The organism is Cellulomonas sp. ICMP 17802, assembly GCF_041295535.1.
GTDB lineage: Bacteria > Actinomycetota > Actinomycetes > Actinomycetales > Cellulomonadaceae > Cellulomonas.
In genome coordinates, this window is sequence record NZ_JBGFQZ010000001.1 from 133,531 (window position 1) to 155,783 (window position 22,253).

The window sequence follows — 22,253 nt, forward strand, 5'->3', positions numbered from 1 at the left end:
GCACCTGCTGTGGATGGGAGAAAGGTTGGCCGAGATTTCATCTGTCGGACACCCGTCCCCCGGCCTGGACAGGCAGATACTCGCGCTCGCCGTGCCGGCCCTCGGCGCGCTGGTGGCCGAGCCGCTGTTCGTCCTCGTCGACTCGGCCGTCGTCGGCCACCTGGGCACCGCGCCGCTGGCCGGTCTGGCGCTCGCGTCGACCGTGCTGGTGACCGTCGTCGGGCTCTGCGTCTTCCTCGCCTACGCCACGACCGCGGCCGTCGCGCGACGCCTCGGGGCCGGCGACCGGGGCGGCGCGCTGCAGGTCGGCGTCGACGGGATGTGGCTCGCTCTCGGCCTCGGGGTCGTCCTCGCCGTGGTCACCTGGCTGAGCGCGCCGACGCTGGTGGAGGCGCTCGGCGCGTCCGGCGAGGTCGCGCACCAGGCCGTGACCTACCTGCGCTGGTCGTCGCCCGGGCTGCCCGGGATGCTCCTGGTCCTCGCGTCGACGGGCGCGCTGCGCGGCCTGCTGGACACCCGCACCCCGCTGGTGGTCGCCTCGTCGGGCGCGGTGGTCAACGCGGTGCTCAACGTGCTGCTGGTCTACGGGGTCGGCATGGGCATCGCCGGCTCGGGGCTGGGGACCGCCCTCACCCAGCTGGCCATGGCCCTCGTGCTGACGGTTGTGGTCGTGCGCGGCGCCCGGGCCGCCGGTGCCCACCTGCGGCCCGCCGCCGGCGGCATCTGGGCCAACGCCCGCGCCGGCACGCCGCTGCTGATCCGCACCCTCTCGCTGCGGCTCGCGATCCTGCTGACCGTCTGGGTGGCCACGGGCCTCGGCGCCGTCGAGCTGGCCGGGCACCAGGTGGTCAACGCGATCTGGGGCCTGGCGGCCTTCGCGCTCGACGCCCTCGCGATCGCGGCGCAGGCCCTCGTCGGCCACGCCCTGGGCTCGGCCGACGTCCCGCGGGTGCGCGCGATCCTGCGGCGGACCCTGCAGTGGGGCGTCGGTGCGGGCGCCGCGCTCGGGCTGGTCGTCGGCGGTCTGTCCTGGGCCTACGTGCCGCTGTTCACGTCCGCCGACGACGTCCGGCGCGCCGCCGTGGCCGCCCTGGTGGTCGCCGCCGTGACCATGCCCATGGCCGGCTGGGTGTTCGTGCTCGACGGCGTCCTCATCGGCGCCGGCGACGGCCGCTTCCTCGCGTGGGCCGGCATGGCGACTCTTGTCGTCTACGTGCCGTTCGCGATGGCCGTCCGAGAGCAGGCGCCACCCGGCGCCGCGGGACTCGCGTGGCTCTGGGCTGCGTTCGCCGGGGTCTTCATGCTCGCCCGCGCCGCCACCACCGGCTGGCGCGCCCGCGGCACCGCCTGGATGGTCACCGGCGCATAGAAGAGACGCCCCGCTCCCACCAGGGGAACGGGGCGCCTCTCAGGACTGCTCAGGTCAGGCTGCGACGACCTTGACGGTCACCGTCGCGGACACGTCTGCGTGCAGACGGACCGACACCTGGTAGTCGCCGAGGGCCTTGATCGGCTGACCGATCTCGACCTTCCGCTTGTCGATCTGCGGGGCGCCCGACTTCTTGACCGCGTCAGCGATCTCGGCAGTCGTGACGGCACCGAACAGACGGCCCGACTCGCCGGCCTTGGCCGACACGACGACCGGCTTGCTCTGCAGCGAGTCGCGGATCGCCTTGGCGTCGTCGAGCGTCGCGATCTCGCGGGCCTTGCGGGCCTTGCGGATCGCGGTGACGTCCTTCTCGGCGCCCTTGGTCCAGGGCGTCGCCAGGTTGCGCGGGACGAGGAAGTTCCGGGCGTACCCGTCCTTCACCTCGACCACGTCGCCGGGCTCACCGAGACCGGTGACCTCGTGGGTCAGGATGATCTTCGCCATGATGGTCCCCTTTCTCAGCGCGCCGACGACGAGTACGGCAGGAGCGCCATCTCGCGAGCGTTCTTGACGGCACGCGCGATCGCGCGCTGCTCCTGGACGGACACACCGGTCACCCGGCGAGCGCGGATCTTCCCGCGGTCGGAGATGAACTTGCGCAGCAGCGCAGTGTCCTTGTAGTCGACGACGTCGATCTTCGCCGCCTTGAGCGGGTTCTGCTTCTTCTTGGGCTTTCGGACCACGGCCTTGGCCATCGTGGTGCTCCTTGTCTGCTGGAGCCCTGGGCGTTGCCGTGCCCAGGGATGGGGAATGTCTGAGTGTCAGGCGCCGATCAGAACGGGGGCTCGTCGGAGTAGCCGCCGCCGGAACCACCTGCGGGCGTCGCCCACGGGTCGTCCTGCTGGCTGCTGCCGCCGCCGGAGCCACCGAATCCGCCGCCACCGCCACCGTTGTTGAAGCCGCCGCCGCCCCCGCCGCCGAAGCCACCGCCGCCGCCACCCGAACGCTGGGTCCGGGTGACCTTGGCCGTGGCGTAGCGCAGGGACGGGCCGACCTCGTCGACCTGGAGCTCGTACACGGTGCGCTTCTCGCCCTCGCGGGTCTCGTAGGAGCGCTGCACGAGCCGGCCGGTCACGATGACGCGGGTGCCCTTGGTGAGCGACTCGGCGACCGACTCGGCCGCCTCCCGCCAGATCGAGCAGCGGAGGAACAGCGTGTCGCCGTCCTTCCACTCGTTGCTCTGGCGGTCGAACGTACGGGGGGTGGACGCGACGGTGAAGTTCGCGACCGCAGCCCCCGAGGGGGTGAAGCGCAGCTCGGGATCCCCGGTCAGGTTCCCGATCACCGTGATGACGGTCTCACCGCTCATGCCCAGCTCCTCGTTCGTTCGATCAGTCGGAATGTGTGGAGCCGCACGCTACGCGCGCGCACCCACAAGAGATCAGGCGTCGGCGCGAAGGACCTTGGTGCGCAGGACGACCTCGTTGAGGCCGAGCTGGCGGTCGAGCTCCTTGGCGGTGTCAGGCGTCGCGTGGAAGTCGATGACGGCGTAGATGCCCTCGGACTTCTTCTGGATGTCGTACGCGAGACGACGGCGACCCCAGATGTCGACCTTGTCGACAGTGCCACCGTCGGTCTTGACGACCGTCAGGTACTTGTCGAGCGACGGAGCAACGGTGCGCTCCTCGATCTCGGGGTCAAGGATGATCATGAGTTCGTACTGACGCAGGCTCATACCCACCTCCTCTGGTCTCAGCGGCCACGGTCGATCCGTGGCAGGAGGGTCTGTGCGTCGCTGGCCGGACCGCTCCGTCCATGACGACGGCGCTCTCCGGGCACAGCAATCTCCAAGGCTACCCGGCCCGGAGCCACCGCCGAAATCGGCTGTGGACGGGCTGGGACCCGGAAGCTCGGGCGAGGGGCGGGCGAGCGCCCCTCGCCAGGGTCAGGGGGTCGGCGTGGGGGCCGGTGTCGGTGCGGTCGTCGGTGGCGCCTTGGGACCGGTCGAGATCACCAGGCCCACGCTGCTGCCGGGCGGCAGCGAGGTGCCGCCGCCGGGCTCGACGCGGATGACGCGGCCGCTGGTGACGGTGTCGGACGGCTCGGACGTGATGGTCGGGTTGAGGCCGACGTTGAACAGCGCCGCGGACGCGTCCGCCTCGAGCTTGCCCTCGAGACCGCCGGGCACGTTCACCGCCGCGGGTGCCTGCTCGGTGGGCGCGGTGGTGGGCTCGGTCGTCGGCGCCGTCGACGGTGCTGCGGTCGGCGTGCCCTTGGTCCCCACGTTGGCGCGGTCCGGGAACGGCACCACGTCGACGTAGGCGGGCATCGCGAAGACCTGCTTCATGTACGACGCCCACAGGAACGCCGGCCACGAGCCACCGGTGACCTCCTTGAGCGTGCGGCCGCCCTTGGTCTTGCCGAACGGCGTGATCGTGTCGATGCCCTTGCCGTCGACGCTCTGCTGGCTCAGCGAGACCTCGGTGACGATGTTCGGCGTGAACCCGATGAACCACGCCGACTTGTTGAGGCTCGCCGTGCCGGTCTTGCCGGCGATCGGGCGGCCGAGCGGCTTGACCCAGTCCTTGCCCGAGCCGGACTCGACGACCTGCTGCATGGCGTACGTGGTGTCGGCCATGACGTCGGCGGCGAACACCGACTCGCCCGCGACCTTGTGCTCGAACGCGACCGTGCCGTCGGAGTTCTTCACCGTGGCGACGATGTACGGGTCGTGGCGGGTGCCGCCCGACGCGATGGTGCCGTACGCGCTCGCCATGTCGAGCGGGTTCACCAGGTCGGTGCCCAGCACGTTGGCGGGGTTGGTGCCCATGGTGATCCCGACGCCGGCCGCCTCGGCCGTCTTCGCGGTGTTCTCGGGGCCGACCTTCATGTTGAGCTGCGCGTAGACCGTGTTCACGGACTGCGCGGTGGCCTTGACCAGGTCGATCGTGCCCTCCTGCTCGTTGTCGAAGTTGCGGACGGGCTCGTTGTTCGCCGGGTCCCAGCCCGGGACGACCTGCGGCGTGTGCCCGTTGAACTTCGTCGTGAGCGGGATGCCCTGCGAGAGGGCGGTGATCAGGGTGAACGGCTTGAAGGTCGAGCCACCCTGGATCGCGTCGTACGTCGCCCGGTTCTTGGAGTCGGTCAGGTAGTCCGGGCCGCCGTACAGGGCGAGGATCGCGCCGGTCTTCGGGTCGACGGACGTGATCGACGGGCGGACGCGGGCGGCGACGTCGTCGCCGTTGTCGGCGGGCTTGCCGCTCTGGCCCTCGAGCGTCCCGGCCATGAACTGGTTGACCTGGTCGACCGTGAGGTCCTGCATCTTCTTGTCGATCGTGGTCACGATGTTGTAGCCGGAGCGGTTGAGCTCGTCGCGCGTGATCTCGTACGGCGGCTTCTCCAGCTCGTCGATGACCATCTGCAGCAGGTAGCCGTTGGTCCCGCGCATGGTCTCGCTCGGCGCGTACGCGATCGTCGGCGGGAACACCATCGCGGCCCGCGCGGTCGGGTCCACCCAGCCCTGCTCCTCCATGGAGTCGAGCACGATGTTCCAGCGCGCCTCGGCCTTCGCCGGGCTGACCGCCGGGTCCCAGTTGTTGGGCGACGGGATGATGCCGGCCAGCAGGGCGGCCTGCTCGACCGTGAGCGCGGAGGCGTCGACACCGAAGTACGCCTGCGCGGCGGCCTGGATGCCGTACGAGTCGCGACCCCAGTAGATGGTGTTGAGGTAGCCGTCCATGATCTGGGCCTTGGACTTGCTCTTGGCCACCTTGATGGCCAGCAGCGTCTCCTTGAACTTGCCCACGTAGTCGGTGGTCGTCTTGTCGACGTAGTAGCGCTCGACGTACTGCTGCGTGAGGGTCGACCCGCCCTGGGTCTTGCCGCCGCGCAGGTTGTTGATGAGCGCGCGGGTCATGCCCGTGACGGAGACGCCGCTGTTGTTGGTGAAGAACGTCTTGTCCTCGGCCGCCGCGACCGACTGACCGACGTACGGCGGCAGGGCGGTGGTGTCGACGATCTGGCGCTTCTGCATGGCGAACGTGCCCATGACGGCCGGCGGGGTGCCGTCGGCGTCCGGCGCGAAGTAGACGGTGGACGTCTGCGCGCGGGTGTCGTCGGCGGGGTTCGGGACCTTGGTGAACGCGTAGGCGCCGACGACCGCGCCCATGCCGAGGAAGCCGACGGTGAGGACGGTGCCGAGCACCACGCGCCAGGAGGGCAGCCAGCGGTGCAGGCCGTGGAACCCGGTGCGCGGGTAGTCGAAGAAGCGTCGCTTGGGGGCGCTGCTGCCCGACGAGGACGTCGACCCGCGGGGCGCGCTGCGCTTGCCGCGAGCGGGAGCCCTCCGATTCGTGCCTGCCAACGCGCTGCCTTCCGTCCGACGACTGTGATGGGCGCGCCGCCCGGATCCGGGCAGGCGTCAGCCGCGCAGCCAGTATGGGGGACCGCTCTGTGCCCGCCAGTGGACCCGCGGGCCGAATGCGGAGAGCCTTCACACGATCGGCACGGCGCCCGCGAACACCGGCCCCACCTGGGCCTCAGGACGTGACGCCGGTCACCCCCGGCGGGGGCCGACTTGCTCGTGGAGTCACACTCGACATACTCTCCGGATGTATCGAGTTGATACATCGACTCCACCAACATCCTGAGGAGGTGCCCCTGTGCGCGGTCGTTCAGACGTGCTCGAGCCGGCCATCCTCGGGCTGCTCCACGAGTCCCCGATGCACGGCTACGAGCTGCGCAAGCGGCTCAACCTGGTGCTCGGCTCGTTCCGGGCCCTCTCGTACGGCTCGCTGTACCCCTGCCTCAAGTCGCTGGTCGACCGCGGCTGGATCCAGGGGACCGAGTCGATCGTGGCCCCCCACACCGTGGCGTCCAAGCGCGCCCGCATCGTCTACCAGCTGACCGCCGACGGCAAGGAGCACCTCCAGCAGGTGCTCGCGTCGTCCGGCCCCGCCACCTGGGAGGACGAGAACTTCGACGTCCGGTTCGCCTTCTTCGGGCAGACCGACGCCGAGACCCGCCTCCGGATCCTCGAGGGTCGGCGCACGCGCCTGACCGAGCGTCTCGAGACGGTCCGCCAGTCCTTCGCCCGCACCCGCGAGCGCATGGACGAGTACACCCTCGAGCTCCAGCGGCACGGCCTCGAACAGGTCGAGCGTGAAGTCCGCTGGCTCGACGGGCTGATCGACAACGAGCGCGGCCTTCGTCGCACCCGTCCTGCAGGCACCGGTCGTCCGGCCGTTGCTGACACACCCGTGGAGGACGACGACGTCGCCCCCGCGCGAACCACCGAGAAGGAGCGAGGATGACCTCCATCCGCGTCGCCATCGTCGGCGTCGGCAACTGCGCCGCGTCGCTCGTCCAGGGCGTGCACTTCTACGCCGACGCCGACCCGAGCGGCACCGTGCCCGGCCTGATGCACGTGCAGTTCGGCGACTACCACGTCAGCGACATCGAGTTCGTCGCCGCGTTCGACGTCGACGCGAAGAAGGTCGGCTTCGACCTGTCCGAGGCCATCGGCGCCTCGGAGAACAACACCATCAAGATCGCCGACGTCCCGCCGCTCGGAGTGACCGTGCAGCGCGGTGTCACCAACGACGGCCTCGGCAAGTACTACCGCGAGACCATCACCGAGTCCGACGCCGAGCCGGTCGACATCGTCGCCGCCCTGCGCGAGGCCCGTGCCGACGTCCTCGTCTGCTACCTGCCCGTCGGGTCCGAGATCGCCGCGAAGTACTACGCGCAGTGCGCGATCGACGCCGGTGTCGCGTTCGTCAACGCCCTCCCCGTCTTCATCGCGTCCGACCCGGTCTGGGCCGCGAAGTTCGAGGCTGCCGGCGTCCCGATCGTCGGCGACGACATCAAGTCGCAGGTCGGCGCGACCATCACGCACCGCGTGCTCGCCCGCCTCTTCGAGGACCGCGGCGTCGTGCTGGACCGCACGTACCAGCTGAACGTCGGCGGCAACATGGACTTCAAGAACATGCTCGAGCGCGAGCGCCTGGAGTCCAAGAAGCTCTCCAAGACGCAGGCCGTGACCTCCAACCTGTCCGGCCCCCTGGGCGGCAAGAAGGAGGACCGCAACGTCCACATCGGCCCGTCGGACTACGTCGCCTGGCTCGACGACCGCAAGTGGGCCTACGTCCGCCTCGAGGGTCGCGCGTTCGGCGAGGTGCCCCTGAACCTCGAGTACAAGCTCGAGGTCTGGGACTCGCCCAACTCGGCCGGCATCATCATCGACGCCGTCCGCGCCGCGAAGATCGCCAAGGACCGCGGCATCGGCGGCCCGATCCTGTCGGCGTCGACGTACTTCATGAAGTCCCCGCCCGTGCAGACCGAGGACACCGAGGGTCGCGCGCAGGTCGAGGCCTTCATCCGCGGCGAGCGCGAGCGCTGAGCTCGGCTCACCCGCTGATCTGACAGACGAAAGGCGCGCACCCCTCCGGGGGTGCGCGCCTTCGTCATGCCGGCTGCGACCTCACTCGCCGACCAGCCAGGACGTCAGGCCGGTGGTCCACCTGCCGCCCGGGGGGACCGGCGCCAGCACGAGGGAGCCACCGTCGGCGCCGTGCACCGTCAGCTCGGTCGGCAGGGTCGCCGCCTCGCAGCCCGGTGTCGCCGCTACGTAGACCGTCCCGCCGACCGCGGCGACCCGGTAGGAGGCAGTGGCCCTCTGCACGGGCGTGCCGTCGGTGAGGTACACGCCCTCGGGGCACGCGTTCGCGGTAGCCAGCCCGGGCGTGAGGGGCACGCCGGACAGGGCCGCGATCCCGTCGCTGACGAACGCACCCGCTCCGGCGGAGGTGAACGGGTCACCCTCGACCTGCTGCCGGACCACCGTGACGGTCCCGTCCAGGTCCGCCCGGACCAGTCGGGGGTTCCAGTCGAGCGGACCGCCTCCGCCGGTGAAGTCGAAGCACTGGGCCAGCACGCCCGTCGCATCGATCCAGGCGACGGTGCTGCACTGCGCGTTCGGCTGCCCGTAGGGGATCTCGACGCGCGTCCCCGCGACCGGGTCGACCACCACCACCGCGTCGGCCGATGCCGTGTCGGACGCGACCAGACGCCGGTCCGGGCTGAGGCTGACGGGCGAGGAGGAGGACCCGAGGCCAGGGATCGCCCGTGCGTCGCCGTCGACCGGCACGGCATAGGTGTCCGGTGAGCCGGGCCCTTGGACGGGTACCGTCCACACCTCGGTCCCGTCGGCGACCGTCGCCACGTAGACGCCGGGCAGCTGACGCGGGTCCGGCGTGACGGAACCGGTCCCCAGGTCGAGGGTCGCGGGCGCTCCTCCCACCGTCACCCGGGCGTTCGTCGCCCCCGCCCGCCACCACAGGATCCGGAGCTCGCTGGAGCTCGTCAGGTCCGCCACGAGGTAGCGGTCGCCGTGCGGCGACACGAGCAGCACGTACTGCCCGGCGACGGTGCCGTCCTCGGCAGCCGGGCGGTAGGTCACCAGCACCCACCCGGGCGTCGTCGCGGCCGGCAGACCGGCGGGCAGCGGCAGCGACGGCGGCATGCCGGGTGCCGTGAGCGGGATGGGAGTCGCCGTCGGGGTCGGCGTGGGGGACGGGGTCGGCGTCACCATCGTCGGCGACGGTGTCTGGGCCGGCGGCGGCGGTGTCGGGGTGTACCGGGACCCGATCCAGCCCGCGGTGGCCAGTCCGGCGATCGCCGCGACCGCGAGGGTGGACTCCACCGAGTGCCGGACCAGCCGCCGGTGCTTGACCCGACGCACCGTCCGGGCAAACGCGGCGGACGCCGGGGCGATCCCGGCGATCGCGCGCTCCTGCGCGACGAGGGCGTCGGCCATCAGGTCGCTGAGCTCACGCGTCATGGCGCACCTCCGGAGTGGGGACCAGCCGGACGGGCTCGCCGTCGCTGGTCGTGCTCGTCGTGCCGAGCAGGGCATTGAGCGTGCCGACGCCGTCGGCCACGTACCGCTTGACTGCGCCCTCGCTGAGACCGAGCAGCGTGGCGGTCTCGCGGACCGACAGGTCGTCGAGGTGACGGAGCACGACGCAGGCACGCTGCCGAGGGCTGAGGCGGGACAGCGCCGCGCGGAGCTCGTCGGGGAGGCCACGCTCGGCCGGCTCGTCGACGACCACCACCTCTCTGGCCGACGCGCGCTCCAGCGCCGCGTGCTCGACGGTGTCGTGCCGGGCGCGGTCGATGAAGCGCGAGACGATGGCGCGCCGCACGTACTGCTCGGCCTGCTCGACCGACCGGAACCGCGCCCGCCCGCCGAACGAGGACACGAGCGCGTCCTGCACCAGGTCCTCGGCGTCCGCGCGTGACCGGACCAGCAGCATCGCCCGGGCGACCAGTCGGGCGTAGCGCTCGGCGACCACCCGCTCGAGCATCGGCTCCCAGTGCCTGCTCATGTCGCCTCCTCCACGCCGTCCTACCAAGACAACGAGCCCCGCCGCCAGGAGGTTGTGGGTGGTGCGTGCGCGGGTGGGGAGACGGGCAGCGTGGAACCGGATGGGAGGATGACCCGGTGCAGGTGATCGCCGACCTCAAGGCCCTCTGGCCGCTCCGGGACTTCCGCAAGCTGTTCGCCGTCCGGCTCGTGAGCCAGACGGCCGACGGCATGTTCCAGGTCGGGCTGGCCACGCTGTTCTTCTTCTCGCCCGAGAACGCCAGCACCGCGGTCGGCGTCGCGACCGCCTTCGCCGTCCTCCTGCTGCCGTTCACCATCGTCGGCCCGTGGGCCGGGGTGCTGCTGGACCGGTGGCGGCGGCGGCAGGTGCTGTTCGTCGGCAACCTGGTCCGCGTCGCGATCACGCTGCTCATCGCGGTGCTCATGGTGACCGACGGCGTCGGACCCGCGGTGTACGTGCTCGCGCTGGTCAACCTGTCGATCAACCGGTTCCTGCTCTCCGCGCTCAGTGCGTCCCTGCCCCGCACGGTCGACGGCCCGCTGCTGCTCACGGCGAACTCGCTCACGCCCACCCTGGGCGCCGCGGCGGCCGGCGTCGGCGGTGCGATCGGCCTGGTGCTCGGCCTCGTGCTGCCGGCCGGGCGCGGCCGGGACGCGGCCGCGCTGTTCATCGCGGCGGGGGTCATGGCGACGGCGGCCGCGCTGGCCACGCGCCTGGGCAAGGACCGGCTGGGTCCCGACGAGCGCGCCGACGCCCGCCAGATGAAGACCGCGCTGAGCAGCCTCGCGCACGGCCTGGTCGCCGGGGCGAAGCACCTGATCGCGCGGCGGACCCCCGCCCGGGCGCTCGGCATCATGGCCGCGCACCGGTTCCTCTACGGCGTCACGTTCATCGCCAGCATCCTGATCGCGCGCAACCTGCTCTCGGACCCCGCGGACGCCGGCGAGGGCCTGCGCACGTTCGGCCTGGTGCTCGGGGCGTCGGCGGCCGGGTTCGTGCTCGCCGTCGTGCTGACCCCGGTGCTCTCGCCGCGCACCGGGCCGCACGTGTGGATCGTGCTCTGCCTGTCGCTCGCCGCCCTGAGCCAGCTGCTGCTCGTCGCGTCGGCGTCGCGCGGGGCGGTGCTCGTCGCCGCCGGCTCGCTGGGCCTGGCCGCGCAGGGCGCGAAGATCGCGGTCGACACGATCGTGCAGCGCGACACCGACGACGCCTTCCGTGGCCGGGCGTTCGCCCTGTACGACGTCCTCTACAACGCGGCGTTCGTCGGCGCCGCCGCGCTCGGCGCGGTCACGCTGCCGGACACGGGGTACTCCCGCGGCCTGTTCCTCGTCCTCGCGGTCGCGTACGCCGGCTTCGCCGCGCTGTACGGCTCAGCCTCTAGGGGGGTACCAACCGTGCGCGCGTCCGAGGCACGATTGGCCTCGTGAGCAGCAACGACAGGACGGCCGGGCTCCAGGGCGACCTGCCGCTGCGTGCCGTCCTCGCCAGCGACCTCGCGCTGAGCATCTCGGACGCGCTGCAGCCCGACAACCCGCTGGTCTGGGTCAACGGGGCGTTCACGCGGCTCACCGGCTACCCGGCGGACGAGGTGCTGGGCCGCAACTGCCGGTTCCTCCAGGGCCCCGACACCGACGCGGTCGCCGTGGCCCGCATCCGGACCGCGCTGGACGAGGGGCGGGCGAGCGCCTCGGTGATCCGGAACTACCGGCGGGACGGGTCCCCGTTCTGGAACCAGGTGGTGATCAGCCCCGTGAGCGACGAGACCGGGCTGATCACCCACCATGTCGGCATCCAGGCGGACGTGAGCGACCGTGCCGACGGCGACCGCGTGCGCGACCTCGAGATGGAGCTGGTCGAGCAGGCGACGGCCCGGCTCGACCTGCTCGCGCGGATCAGCGACGAGCTCGTCCGGCACCTGGACTACGACGACGCGGTCGACGCGCTGGGTGACATCGCCATCCCCGCGCTGGCCACCTGGGGCTACGTCGCCATGACCGACGACCGCGGCCGGTTCGCGCGCGTGCACCTGGTGACCGGCGACCCGCACGACCGCGAGACCGCCCGGGCCCTCGCCGACGCGGACATCAGCTGGCTGGCCCGCTCGCCCAAGATCGCCGAGGCGCTCACCAGCAGTCCCGGCTTCGTCGCCACCCCGTACTCGGTCGACCTCGCGGGTCTGCCCGACCGCACCACGCCGGAGCAGCTGGACCTGCTGCGCCGGCTGGGGCTGGGCAGCGCGATGGTGGTGCCGCTGCGTGCGCGCGACCGCGTCATCGGCGTGCTCGCCCTCGTGGCCGTGGACGGGTTCAGCGGCGACGCGGTCGTCACGGCCGCCCACCTGGGCCGCCGGGCCGGGCTCGCGCTCGACAACGTGCGGCTGTTCCTGGCCGAGCGCACCGCCGCGCTGACGCTGCAGCACAGCCTGCTGCCCCAGATCCCGCAGATCCCCGGGCTCGACATCGCCACCGCCTACGTGCCGTCGACCCGGCGCACCGAGGTGGGCGGCGACTGGTTCGACGTGCTGCCGCTGCCCGACGGGGCCATCGGTCTCGCGGTCGGCGACGTGGTCGGCCACGACCTGCGCGCCGCCGCCGCCATGGGCCAGCTGCGCTCGCTGCTGCGGTCGTACGCGTGGGAGGGGTCGACGCCGGGCCAGGTGCTCGCCCGGGCCGACGAGCTGGTGCGAGGGCTGGACATCGCCGACATCGCCACCTGCGCCTACCTGCGCTGGCGGTCGTCCGACGACGGCGCGCACGTCACCTACGCCCGTGCCGGCCACCCGCCGCCGCTGCTGCGGCTCGTCGGGGGCGAGGTGCGGTCGCTGGACGAGGGGCTGTCGACGCCCATCGGCCTGGCGGGACCGGGCGGCGCGGAGGCGACGATCGACGTGCCCGCGGGAGCGACGCTCGTCCTCTACACCGACGGCCTGGTGGAGCGCCGGGACCGCGGGTTGCGCGACGGCATCGCGGCCCTGACCGCCGAGCTCTCCGCCCTGCCGGACGGCGCCGACGCGACCAAGGTCAAGGACCGGCTGGTCGAGGCGTTCGTCGGCCCCCACCAGGAGGACGACGTCTGCCTGCTCGTGGTCAGGCGCGCGCTGCCCACCAGCTGAGCAGCTCGTCGCGCGCTGCCTCGGCACCCAGCGGTCCGCGCTCCATCCGGAGCTCGAGAAGGTACCGGTACGCCTCGCCCACCTCGCGGCCCGGTGCGAGCCCGAGGATCTCCATGATCTGCGTGCCGTCCAGGTCGGGCCGGACCGAGTCCAGCTCCTCCTGCTCCTGCAGGCGGGCGATCCGCTCCTCGAGGTCGTCGTACGCCGCGGACAGCCGCGCCGCCTTGCGCAGGTTCCGCGTGGTGCAGTCCGACCGGGTCAGCCGGTGCAGCCGCTCCAGCAGCGGGCCGGCGTCGGTCACGTAGCGGCGCACGGCCGAGTCGGTCCACGCACCCTCGCCGTAGCCGTGGAATCGCAGGTGCAGCTCGGTCAGCCGGGCGACGGCCTGCACGGTCGCCTTGTCGAAGCGCAGCTCCTTGAGCCGCTTGGCGACGAGCTTCGCGCCGACCATCTCGTGGTGGTGGAAGCTGACGCCGCCGCCCTCCTCGAACCGCCGGGTCCGCGGCTTGCCGATGTCGTGCAGCAGCGCCGCCAGCCGCAGCACCAGGTCGGGCCCGGGGACGACGCCGTCCGGGCCGGTCTCCAGCGCGATCGCCCGCTCGAGCACCATCAGCGAGTGCTCGTAGACGTCCTTGTGCCGGTGGTGCTCGTCGATCTCGAGGCGCAGCGCCGGCAGCTCGGGCAGCACGTGGTCGGCGAGACCCGTGTCCACCAGCACCTCCAGGCCCGCACGCGGCTGGTCCGAGAGCAGCAGCTTGCTCAGCTCGTCGCGCACGCGCTCGGCCGAGACGATCGCGATGCGGTCCGCCATGTCGACGATCGCCTCGCGCGCGGCGGGGTCGACCCCGAAGCCGAGCTGCGCGGCGAACCGCGCGGCGCGCATCATCCGCAGCGGGTCGTCGTCGAACGACTGCCGCGGGTCGACGGGGGTGCGCAGCAGGCCGGCCGCGAGGTCGGTCAGGCCGTCGAACGGGTCGACGAACGTCAGCTCGGGCACCCGGACCGCCATGGAGTTCACCGTGAAGTCGCGGCGGGACAGGTCACCCTCGAGCGAGTCGCCGAACGCGACCTGCGGCTTGCGCGACGCTGGGTCGTACTCGTCGGTGCGGTAGGTGGTGACCTCGACGACGACGTCCTCGGCCAGCGACGAGCGGCGGCCCGCGAACCGGCGGGCGCCGATGGTGCCGAACTCCTTGCCGATGTCCCAGTGCGCGTCGCCCCAGCGCGCCAGGATCGCCTCCGTCTGGTCCGGCATCGCGGACGTCGTGAAGTCGAGGTCGGCCGAGACCCGGCCGAGGAAGGCGTCGCGGACCGGACCGCCGACCAGCGCGAGCTCGTGCCCGGCGGCGCGGAACAGCTCGCCCAGCTCGAGCGCGTCCGCGGGCAGGCCGGCCAGCACGCCGAGGGCGCGCTTCCGGAGCGCGGCGAGGGCGGCATTCAGGTCGGAGGGCTCAGGGCTGACGGACGGCACTCGTCCAAGCCTGCCAGACGCACAGGGTGACGCGGCCCGCTCCGGGCGGGGGGCGGGGCGTCGAGTCGTTACAGTGTCGATATGTCGAGCCCGGCGCGCCCACCCGTCCCCGGGGGCGTCCCGTCGCCGCCGGGCGGTCATCCGCTGCGCATCGACCCCCGCCACAGCATCAGCCGCGTGCCCGCGCCGCCGCTCCCTGTGGTCGACGAGACGTCGGCGGGCGGCATCGTCGTCAGCCGACGCCAGGGCGTCGACCACGCCGCGGTCATCGCGCGCCGCAACCGCGCCGGGCGGCTCGAGTGGTGCTTGCCCAAGGGACACCTCGAGGGCGACGAGACCCCCGAGGAGGCCGCGGTCCGCGAGATCGCGGAGGAGACCGGCATCACCGGGCAGGTGCTGCGCAGGCTCGGGGTCATCGACTACTGGTTCAGCGGCGACGACCGCCGGGTGCACAAGGTCGTCCACCACTTCCTGCTCGGGGCCACCGGCGGGTCGCTGACCGTCGAGGGCGACCCGGACGGCGAGGCCGAGGACGCCGCGTGGATCCCGGTGGCCGAGCTGCACGGCATCCTGGCGTACCCGAACGAACGGCGCCTTGCCGAGGCAGCACTCCTCGTGCTCGTCGGCGAGGCATGAGCGCCCGCTCGCTGCGACGCCGGGTGCTGTGCGCGGCCCTGGCCGTCGCGGGTGCGCTCGCGAGCGTCGCCCTCCCCGCGAGCGCGGCGACCAAGGAGCCCGACCTCCCGGTCTCCGTGCAGATCACGTCGGTCTCCCCGAGCGTGCTGCGGCCCGGCGAGGACCTGCAGGTCCACGCGGTGCTGCGCAACGACGGCGACACGGCGATCGCCCGGCCCAGCGCCGCCCTGCGGCTCAGCCGGTTCCGCGTGAGCTCGCGGGCCGAGGTCGACGCCTGGGCGCAGGGCGGGGCCTCGGGGCTCGGGCGCACGTCCCGCGTGGCCACGGCACCGGTCGCCGCACCGCTGGCGCCGGGGGCGAGCATCGCGGTCGACCTGGTGGTCCCGGCCGCCGGCATCCGCCTGCTCGACGGCGCCGACACCTGGGGACCGCGCGGCCTGGTGGTCGAGGCGCTGGACGGGTCCGACCGGGTGGGACTGCAGCGCACGTTCCTGCTCTGGCTCACCACCGACGACGTGCCGCAGGTGCCCGTGTCGATCCTCGTCCCCGCGGTCGGCCCCCCGTCCGCGCCCGCGCCGGCCGAGGACGGCGCCGGTCCCGACGAGCAGACCGTCGCCGCGCTCGACGAGCTCACGGCCCCCGGAGGCCGGCTCCACGACCTGGCGACGGCGGTGGCCACCGACCCGGACATCGGCGTCGCTGTGGACCCCGCGCTGCTCGCCGCCGCCTCCGCGGGCACGCCGCGCACCCGCACGTGGGCCACCGAGCTCACCGACGAGCTGCGCACCCACGACGTCGTCGCGCTCCCGTGGTCCGACCCGGACATCGCCGCCGCCGCGCACGCCCAGCACGCCGACCTGGTGCAGGTCGCGGTCGACCGGACCGCGCAGGCGGACACGTCCGGCCTCGACGCGGCGTCCGGGCTCCTGTGGGCGCCGGGCGCGGAGCTCCCCGACCAGACGACGGCGGCCGTGACGTCGCAGGTGGGCGCCGACCTGCTCGTGCTGCCGCCCCGCACGGACGCGGACGCGCGGGTGACCCCGGACGCCCACGCGTCGGCGCACACCACCGTCGGCACGGTCGCGACGCTCGGCCCCGACCGGACCCTCACGCAGCTGCTCGCCGCCCCGCGCACCGTCGACCCGGGCGCCACCACGACCACCACGGTGCAGCGCGCGCTCGCGGAGCTGGCCGTCATCAGCCGGGAGGCGTCCGACCCGCCGCGGCTCCTGCTCGCGCCCGACCGCGCCTGGGTGCCGGACCTGCCCAACGTCACGGCCCTGCTCACCGCGCTGCAGAGCAGCCCCTGGGTCAGGGTCGCCCCGGTCGCCACGCTCCGCGCCGTCGCCGCGAACCCCACCCGGACCACGCTGCCCGCGGAGAGCACGGGCGCCGACGAGCTCGCCCCGGCCTCCGTCCGCGCCGTCGCCGACGCCCGCGAGCGCGCGATCGCGTTCGCCAGCGTGACCAGCGAGCCGGCCATCCTGCTCGAGGGCGTGGACACGGCCGTCCTGGCGCCGCTGTCCGTCGCCTGGCGCGCGGAGCCGGCCGGGCGCGACGCCCTGGTGACGTCGGTGGTCGACGAGGTGGACGCGCGCACCACCGGGCTGTCCATCGCGCGGGTGAGCGACGTCCGGGTGGTCGCCGCCGACAGCGAGCTCCCCATCGTCGTGCGCAACACGCTCGCCGTCCCCGCGACCGTGCTGCTCGAGGTCACCCCGCGCAAGGCCTGCCTCGAGGTCGGCGACATCGAGCCCGTGGCGGTCGACGCCGAGAGCGAGCTGAGCGTCCGGATCCCGCTGCACGCGCGGGCCAACTGCTCGGTCGTCGTCACGGCCCGCCTCACCGCGACCGACGGGCTCGCCGTGTCCCCGACCGTGCGGTTCACCGCGCAGGTCGCGCCCACCATCGAGAGCATCGGCACCATCGTGGTCGGCGTGCTGCTCGCGATCGGGCTGGTGCTCGGGATCGTGCGGACCGTACGCCGCGGGCAGAGCGGCCGGCGCGGCGCCCGGACCGTGTCGGAGGCCGACGCCCCGACCACGCTGCCCGTGCTCGGCGGGACGCCCGAGGACGAGCAGGAGCCCCGATGACCGCCACCTCCGACGACGGGGTGCGGCGCGGCGCAGCGCTGATGGCCTCGGGCACCGCCGCGTCGCGGATGCTCGGGCTGCTGCGCGGCATGGTGCTCGTCGCGGCGATCGGGGCGACCGGCCAGGCCGCCGACGCCTTCGCGGTCGCCAACAAGCTGCCCAACGTCCTCTACATGCTGCTCGCCGGCGGCGTCCTCAACGCGATCCTGGTCCCCCAGGTGGTCCGCGCGTACCGGCGCTCCGGCGGCCAGGAGTACGTCGACCGGCTGCTCACCTTCGGGTTCGTGGTGCTGGCCGGGGCCTCGCTGGTGCTCACGGTCGCCGCGCCGCTGCTGGTCCGGCTCTACTCCGACCCGTGCAGCCAGTCGCAGACCGGCCTCGCGACGACGTTCGCGTACTGGTGCATCCCGCAGCTGTTCTTCTACGGGGCGTACGCGCTGCTGGGCCAGGTGCTCAACGCGCGCGGCTCGTTCGGGCCCTACATGTGGGCGCCGGTGGTCAACAACGTCGTGTCGATCGCCGGGTTCGGCGTCTTCATCTGGGCCTTCGGCATGGCCAAGAGCACCGACGTCGAGCTGGCGGCCACGTGGACGTCTGGCCAGGTCGCGCTGCTCGCCGGCGCCGCCACCCTGGGCGTCGTCGCGCAGGCCGTCGTGCTGATCCCGGCGCTGCGCCGCGCCGGCGTGCACTACCGGCCGCGCTGGGGCCTGCGGGGCTCCGGGCTGGGCCGCGCGGGGAACGTCGCCACGTGGACGCTCATCGGCCTGACCGTCGGCCAGCTGGGCTACATCGTGGTCTCGCGGGTCGCCTCCCAGGCGCCCGGGGCCGCCGCCGGTGCCGTCGCGTGCGCGGCGCCCGGCGCGGTCGCCGGCAACGCGGCCTACGACTACGCGTTCCTCATCTTCATGCTGCCCCACTCGCTGGTCACGGTCTCCCTGGCCACCGCGCTCTTCACGCGGCTGTCCGGCCAGGCCCACGACGGCGACGTCGACGGCGTGCGGGCCACGCTGTCGTCCGGGCTGCGGGTGGTCGGCATCTTCACCATCGCGGCCACCGCGGTCATCGCCGTGCTGGTCACGCCCCTCACGCAGCTGGTGCTCTGGACGGCCACCCCGGCGGCGGCCCACGCCGTCGCCGGCGTCGTGCTGACGATGATCCTCGGGCTCGCGGCGTTCGGCGCCTGGTCGATGTGCCAGCGCGTGTACTACGCCTACGAGGACGCCCGGGGGATGGTCCCGATCCAGGTCGCCATGGCCGCCGTCGTCGTGCTCGGCACCCTGCTGGGCCGGTCCGTCCTGCAGCCCGGGCTCTGGGTGGCCGGCGCCGGGCTGGCCATGAGCGTGTCGTACGCCGTCGGCACCGCGCTCGCCCTCTGGCACCTGCGGCGCCGGCTCGGCACGGTCGACGGAGCGCACGTCGCGCAGGTGCACGCGCGGGCCCTCGTCGCGGGCATCGCCTCCGCCGCGGTCGGGTTCGCGCTGCAGCAGGTGCTCGCGCACACCATGCCCGGCGGCCATCTCACCTCGATCGTCGAGTGCGTCGTCGTCGGCTCGGTCATGGGCGCCGTCTACCTGGGCGGCCTGCGGGTGCTCCGGGTGCGCGAGCTCGACCAGCTGCTGGGACCGCTGCTGGCCCGGATCCCCGGAACGGGTCGCCTGCGCGGGGGACGCCGCTGATCCAGCACGTCTAGCATGCAGGTGGTCGTGCGGACGTGCGGGCTGGGGATCGACACGGAGGTGCTGGTGAGCGAGGTCGTCGGACGAGGCACGGTGCTCGCGGGCCGCTACCGCGTGCTCGCCCCGGTGGTGTCCGACCTCGAGGGCGCCAGCGCGTGGCAGGCGACCGACCAGATCCTCGACCGCCCCGTGCGCGTGCGCATCCTCGAGCACGGTGCCGTCGCCCCCGCGCTCGACGCCGCCCGCCGTGCCGCTCTGGTCACCGACTCCCGGCTCGTGCGGGTGCTCGACGTCGGCACGCACGAGGGCTACGGCTACGTCGTCTCCGAGCAGCTGGTCGGCCCGTCCCTCGCGCAGCTCGCCGCCGCCGCCCCGCTCACGGCCGAGCAGGCGCGCGCGATCGTCGGCGAGGCGGCCTCCGCGCTCGAGGTCGCCCGGCGGCGCGGCGTCCACCACCTCGCCCTGCGGCCGTCCGTGCTGCACGTCAGCCCCGACGGACGCGTGCTCCTGGGTGGTCTCGCGCTCGATGCCGCCCTGCTGGGCGACTCGGGCGGCGACGCCCGGTCCACCACCCGTGCCGACGCCGTCGGCCTGGTCCGCCTCCTGTACGCCGCCCTCACCGGCCTCTGGCCGGCCGACCCGCGCGCGCCGCAGACGCCCGGCGGGGAGACCTTGCCGCCCGCGCCCGTGGTCGACGGCTCGCCGGTGGCCCCCGCGGACCTCGTGCCGGGCGTGCCCAACGACCTCGACACCCTGTGCGTCGTGACTCTGGGGCCGAACGACGACGGCCCGCACAGCCCCGGCGAGCTTGTGCGCGAGCTCGAGCCGTGGGGTGAGATCCGCGCCTCCGTCGACCCCGCGCCGGTCGGCGGGGCGGCGGTCACCGCGCAGTTCCCGCCCACGGGCGAGGCCGCGCCCGGTGGCGGGGTTCCCGAGCCCGACGAGGGCGACGAGCAGGACACCGCGCCCGTCGTGGTGCAGCGGCAGTCCGTCCGGACCGCGTTCCAGCAGCAGGACCCCCCGGGCGCGAACCGCCCGGGCACGCCGCCGCCCGCCATCCCGGCGCGCGCCGGGTCGCTCGGGGCCACCCCGGTCGAGCCCGCGACGGTCCCTACCGGTCCTCCCGCGCCCGAGCCGCCCGTCGCGGCCACGGCCACGCTGCCGCCCACCGCCCCGGCCCCGGCCCCGGCCCCGGCCCCGACGCCACCACCGCCCGCCCCCGAGCCTCCGGTGCTGCCCACCGTGATCCGCCGCCCGGTCGCGCAGTCGACCGGGTCCGGCGCTCCGCCCTCCGTGCCCCCCGCCGTGCCGCCGGCCGCCGCACCGCCGCCCGCGCCGACGTCCGCGTTCGACTTCGGCGACGTCATCGGCGCGGAGCAGGCCACGCGGGCGCGCCGGCCCACGCGGCTCCGGTTCGACCCGACGGCGTTGGTGCTGATCATCGTCGTGATCGTCGTGATCGTGGGCGTGGTGCTGGCGTTCAAGGCGCTGTTCTCGTCGACCGGATCGTCGGGGAGCCCGAACACCGCGGCGTCGCAGAGCACGTCGGCGCCCGCCGGGTCGGCCGCACCGACCGAGGCCGCGCCCGCGGCGTCCGAGCCCGCCGCCCCGGTCGGTGGCGCCCCGGTCATCGCCTCGGCGACCACGATCGACCCGTCCGACTCCGACGGCGAGCACCAGGAGGACGTGGCCAAGGCGTTCGACAGCGACCCGTCGACGTTCTGGTACACCCAGACCTACAAGCGAGACGACTTCGCGGGCTTCAAGAACGGCGTCGGCTACGCGATCACGCTGACGGCGAAGACCACCGTCACCACCGTGACGCTGCACTCCAACAGCACGGGCGGCAACGTCGAGATCCGGGCGACGGACGCCGCGAACCCGACCACGGGACCGGTGCTGGCCTCCGGGCCGTTCGGGCCCGACGCGGTGTTCACCCTCAACCCCGCGACCGAGACCCAGTCCCTCGTCCTGTGGATCACGCAGCTGCCCACGGCTCCCGACGGCGGCTTCCGGCTCGAGCTGACGGAGATCGCCCTGTCGTAGGCGGGCCCTGGAACAGATCCCGCCTAGGATCGGTTGATCCCGTCAGCCCAGCCGGAACGTCTCCGGCATGCCGAACCGCAAGGAAGTCCCGTGACCGAGCAGTCCACCACCATCCGCGATCTCGTCATCGTCGGCTCGGGCCCGGCCGGCTACACCGCCGCGATCTATGCTGCCCGCGCGGGCCTGGCGCCCCTCGTCATCGCGGGTTCCGTCACCGCCGGTGGCGCGCTGATGAACACCACCGAGGTGGAGAACTTCCCCGGCTTCCCGGACGGCGTCCAGGGCCCGGAGCTCATGGAGGGTCTGCAGAAGCAGGCCGAGAAGTTCGGTGCCGAGGTGCTGTGGGACGACGCGTCGTCGCTCGACCTGACCGGTGAGATCAAGACCATCGAGACCCTCGGTGGCGAGACCTTCCGGGCCCGCGCCGTCATCCTGGCCACCGGCTCCGCCTATCGCGAGCTGGGTCTCGACGACGAGAAGCGCATGTCGGGCCGCGGCGTGTCCTGGTGCGCCACCTGCGACGGGTTCTTCTTCCGCGACCAGGAGATCATCGTGGTCGGCGGCGGCGACTCGGCCGTCGAGGAGGCCACGTTCCTCACCCGGTTCGGCAAGCGCGTCACCCTGGTGCACCGCCGCGACCACCTGCGCGCGTCCAAGATCATGGCTGACCGCGCCGCGAACGACCCGAAGATCGAGTTCGCCTGGAACAGCGAGGTCGTGGCCATCCATGGCGAGAACAAGGTCACCGGCGTGACCCTGCGCGACACGGTCACCGGTGAGACCCGCGAGCACCCGGCCACCGGCGTGTTCGTCGCCATCGGCCACGTCCCGCGCTCCGAGCTGGTGCGCGGGCAGGTCGACCTGGACGACGAGGGCTACGTGCAGGTCATCGGCCGCTCGACGGCGACCAACCTCACCGGCGTCTTCGCGTGCGGCGACCTGGTCGACCACACCTACCGCCAGGCGATCACCGCCGCCGGCTCCGGCTGCGCCGCGGCGCTCGACGCCCAGCACTTCCTGGCGTCGCTCGGCGACCTGGTCGCGCCGGTCCCCCCGATCGAGTCCTACGCGCAGGAGATCCGATGAGCACCACCGCCCCCGTCACCGACGCCACGTTCCAGGCCGAGGTGCTGGAGTCGACCGTGCCCGTGATCGTCGACTTCTGGGCCCCGTGGTGCGGACCGTGCCGCATGGTCGCCCCGGTGCTCGAGGAGCTCGCGGCCCAGTACGACGGCCGTGTGAAGATCGTCAAGGTCAACTCCGACGAGAACCCGCAGGTCACGGGCGACTACGGCATCGTCTCCATCCCGACGCTCAACTTCTACGCCGGCGGTGAGCTGGTGAAGTCGGTGATCGGCGCACGGCCCAAGTCGATGATCGCCGAGGACATCGAGAGCGTGCTCGCCTCCGTCTGACGCCTTCCGAGAGCCCCCTGCCCAGCGGCAGGGGGCTCTCGTGTCGCT

Annotated in this window: 19 protein-coding genes; 11 read left to right on the plus strand and 8 right to left on the minus strand. The window is 73.2% G+C overall.

The features are described from left to right. Nucleotides 1-13: 13 nt before the first annotated feature. On the plus strand, nt 14-1,369 hold the full coding sequence (locus AB5970_RS00750) for an MATE family efflux transporter (protein ID WP_370501987.1): 1,356 nt from the start codon (nt 14-16) through the stop codon (nt 1,367-1,369). 54 nt (nt 1,370-1,423) lie between these two features. Here the strand turns inward: AB5970_RS00750 and rplI are convergent, their stop codons facing one another. From rplI to AB5970_RS00775, 5 genes are all read right to left on the minus strand, one after another. Further along, a complete protein-coding gene (gene rplI / locus AB5970_RS00755; RefSeq protein WP_370501988.1) occupies nt 1,424-1,873 on the minus strand; it encodes a 50S ribosomal protein L9 in 450 nt (149 codons plus the stop codon). A 14-nt stretch (nt 1,874-1,887) separates the two neighbouring features. After that, entirely contained in the window at nt 1,888-2,124 is a 237-nt protein-coding gene (rpsR, locus tag AB5970_RS00760; RefSeq protein ID WP_028051084.1) for a 30S ribosomal protein S18, read from the minus strand. A gap of 77 nt (nt 2,125-2,201) precedes the next feature. Continuing rightward, nucleotides 2,202-2,738: a single-stranded DNA-binding protein gene (locus AB5970_RS00765; RefSeq protein ID WP_370501989.1), complete on the minus strand. Its 537-nt coding sequence runs from the start codon at nt 2,736-2,738 to the stop codon at nt 2,202-2,204. 72 nt (nt 2,739-2,810) lie between these two features. Beyond that, on the minus strand, nt 2,811-3,104 hold the full coding sequence (rpsF, locus tag AB5970_RS00770; protein WP_370501990.1) for a 30S ribosomal protein S6: 294 nt from the start codon (nt 3,102-3,104) through the stop codon (nt 2,811-2,813). Between the two features lie 210 nt (nt 3,105-3,314). After that, on the minus strand, nt 3,315-5,732 hold the full coding sequence (locus AB5970_RS00775) for a transglycosylase domain-containing protein (protein ID WP_370501991.1): 2,418 nt from the start codon (nt 5,730-5,732) through the stop codon (nt 3,315-3,317). Between the two features lie 298 nt (nt 5,733-6,030). On the opposite strand from AB5970_RS00775, the gene AB5970_RS00780 reads away from it, so the two are divergent. After that, nucleotides 6,031-6,681, plus strand: a complete 651-nt coding sequence (locus AB5970_RS00780; RefSeq protein WP_370501992.1) for a PadR family transcriptional regulator — start codon at nt 6,031-6,033, stop codon at nt 6,679-6,681. Beyond that, nucleotides 6,678-7,769 (plus strand): inositol-3-phosphate synthase, encoded by a 1,092-nt coding sequence (locus AB5970_RS00785; RefSeq protein ID WP_370501993.1) that lies wholly within the window; start codon nt 6,678-6,680, stop codon nt 7,767-7,769. Before AB5970_RS00780 ends, AB5970_RS00785 begins: the two co-directional genes overlap by 4 nt. Before the next feature lie 81 nt (nt 7,770-7,850). Here the strand turns inward: AB5970_RS00785 and AB5970_RS00790 are convergent, their stop codons facing one another. After that, entirely contained in the window at nt 7,851-9,209 is a 1,359-nt protein-coding gene (locus AB5970_RS00790) for a hypothetical protein (RefSeq protein WP_370501994.1), read from the minus strand. Further along, nucleotides 9,199-9,756 carry an RNA polymerase sigma factor gene (locus AB5970_RS00795; protein WP_370501995.1) on the minus strand — a complete coding sequence of 186 codons (558 nt, stop codon included), beginning with the start codon at nt 9,754-9,756 and terminating at the stop codon, nt 9,199-9,201. The genes AB5970_RS00790 and AB5970_RS00795 overlap by 11 nt, the downstream gene beginning before the upstream one ends. Before the next feature lie 116 nt (nt 9,757-9,872). Here AB5970_RS00795 and AB5970_RS00800 point away from each other — a divergent pair, with 116 nt between their 5' ends. Then, complete coding sequence (locus tag AB5970_RS00800) at nt 9,873-11,183, plus strand: MFS transporter (protein ID WP_370501996.1); 1,311 nt, start codon at nt 9,873-9,875, stop codon at nt 11,181-11,183. Continuing rightward, on the plus strand, nt 11,180-12,868 hold the full coding sequence (locus AB5970_RS00805) for a SpoIIE family protein phosphatase (RefSeq protein WP_370501997.1): 1,689 nt from the start codon (nt 11,180-11,182) through the stop codon (nt 12,866-12,868). Before AB5970_RS00800 ends, AB5970_RS00805 begins: the two co-directional genes overlap by 4 nt. Here the strand turns inward: AB5970_RS00805 and AB5970_RS00810 are convergent. Then, nucleotides 12,843-14,480 carry a CCA tRNA nucleotidyltransferase gene (locus tag AB5970_RS00810; protein ID WP_370501998.1) on the minus strand — a complete coding sequence of 546 codons (1,638 nt, stop codon included), beginning with the start codon at nt 14,478-14,480 and terminating at the stop codon, nt 12,843-12,845. The two genes, AB5970_RS00805 and AB5970_RS00810, sit on opposite strands and share 26 nt — an antisense overlap. Between AB5970_RS00810 and AB5970_RS00815 the strand changes: the two genes are divergently transcribed. The 6 genes from AB5970_RS00815 to trxA all read left to right on the plus strand — a co-directional run bounded on the left by AB5970_RS00815 (nt 14,421) and on the right by trxA (nt 22,205). Next, entirely contained in the window at nt 14,421-14,975 is a 555-nt protein-coding gene (locus tag AB5970_RS00815; RefSeq protein WP_370501999.1) for an NUDIX hydrolase, read from the plus strand. The genes AB5970_RS00810 and AB5970_RS00815 overlap by 60 nt on opposite strands. Beyond that, on the plus strand, nt 14,972-17,068 hold the full coding sequence (locus tag AB5970_RS00820) for a DUF6049 family protein (protein ID WP_370502000.1): 2,097 nt from the start codon (nt 14,972-14,974) through the stop codon (nt 17,066-17,068). The genes AB5970_RS00815 and AB5970_RS00820 overlap by 4 nt, the downstream gene beginning before the upstream one ends. After that, the gene (murJ, locus tag AB5970_RS00825; RefSeq protein WP_370502001.1) at nt 17,065-18,744 is read left to right on the plus strand and encodes a murein biosynthesis integral membrane protein MurJ; all 1,680 of its coding nucleotides are present in this window, start codon (nt 17,065-17,067) and stop codon (nt 18,742-18,744) included. Before AB5970_RS00820 ends, murJ begins: the two co-directional genes overlap by 4 nt. Nucleotides 18,745-18,810: 66 nt before the next feature. After that, nucleotides 18,811-20,790, plus strand: a complete 1,980-nt coding sequence (locus AB5970_RS00830; RefSeq protein ID WP_370502002.1) for a protein kinase family protein — start codon at nt 18,811-18,813, stop codon at nt 20,788-20,790. 90 nt (nt 20,791-20,880) lie between these two features. After that, nucleotides 20,881-21,876, plus strand: coding sequence for a thioredoxin-disulfide reductase (trxB, locus tag AB5970_RS00835; protein WP_370502003.1), 996 nt, complete (start codon nt 20,881-20,883; stop codon nt 21,874-21,876). Then, the gene (trxA, locus tag AB5970_RS00840) at nt 21,873-22,205 is read left to right on the plus strand and encodes a thioredoxin (RefSeq protein ID WP_370502004.1); all 333 of its coding nucleotides are present in this window, start codon (nt 21,873-21,875) and stop codon (nt 22,203-22,205) included. The genes trxB and trxA overlap by 4 nt, the downstream gene beginning before the upstream one ends. Nucleotides 22,206-22,253: the final 48 nt, after the last annotated feature.

Coding starts and splice junctions, on each gene's coding strand:
- rpsF (WP_370501990.1), bottom strand. CDS start 3,104: ATGAGCCTGCGTCAGTACGAACTCATGATCATCCTTGACCCCGAGATC.
- murJ (WP_370502001.1), top strand. CDS start 17,065: ATGACCGCCACCTCCGACGACGGGGTGCGGCGCGGCGCAGCGCTGATG.
- AB5970_RS00790 (WP_370501994.1), bottom strand. CDS start 9,209: ATGACGCGTGAGCTCAGCGACCTGATGGCCGACGCCCTCGTCGCGCAG.
- AB5970_RS00815 (WP_370501999.1), top strand. CDS start 14,421: ATGTCGAGCCCGGCGCGCCCACCCGTCCCCGGGGGCGTCCCGTCGCCG.
- AB5970_RS00820 (WP_370502000.1), top strand. CDS start 14,972: ATGAGCGCCCGCTCGCTGCGACGCCGGGTGCTGTGCGCGGCCCTGGCC.
- AB5970_RS00750 (WP_370501987.1), top strand. CDS start 14: ATGGGAGAAAGGTTGGCCGAGATTTCATCTGTCGGACACCCGTCCCCC.
- AB5970_RS00795 (WP_370501995.1), bottom strand. CDS start 9,756: ATGAGCAGGCACTGGGAGCCGATGCTCGAGCGGGTGGTCGCCGAGCGC.
- rpsR (WP_028051084.1), bottom strand. CDS start 2,124: ATGGCCAAGGCCGTGGTCCGAAAGCCCAAGAAGAAGCAGAACCCGCTC.
- trxA (WP_370502004.1), top strand. CDS start 21,873: ATGAGCACCACCGCCCCCGTCACCGACGCCACGTTCCAGGCCGAGGTG.
- rplI (WP_370501988.1), bottom strand. CDS start 1,873: ATGGCGAAGATCATCCTGACCCACGAGGTCACCGGTCTCGGTGAGCCC.
- AB5970_RS00765 (WP_370501989.1), bottom strand. CDS start 2,738: ATGAGCGGTGAGACCGTCATCACGGTGATCGGGAACCTGACCGGGGAT.
- AB5970_RS00785 (WP_370501993.1), top strand. CDS start 6,678: ATGACCTCCATCCGCGTCGCCATCGTCGGCGTCGGCAACTGCGCCGCG.
- AB5970_RS00810 (WP_370501998.1), bottom strand. CDS start 14,480: ATGACCGCCCGGCGGCGACGGGACGCCCCCGGGGACGGGTGGGCGCGC.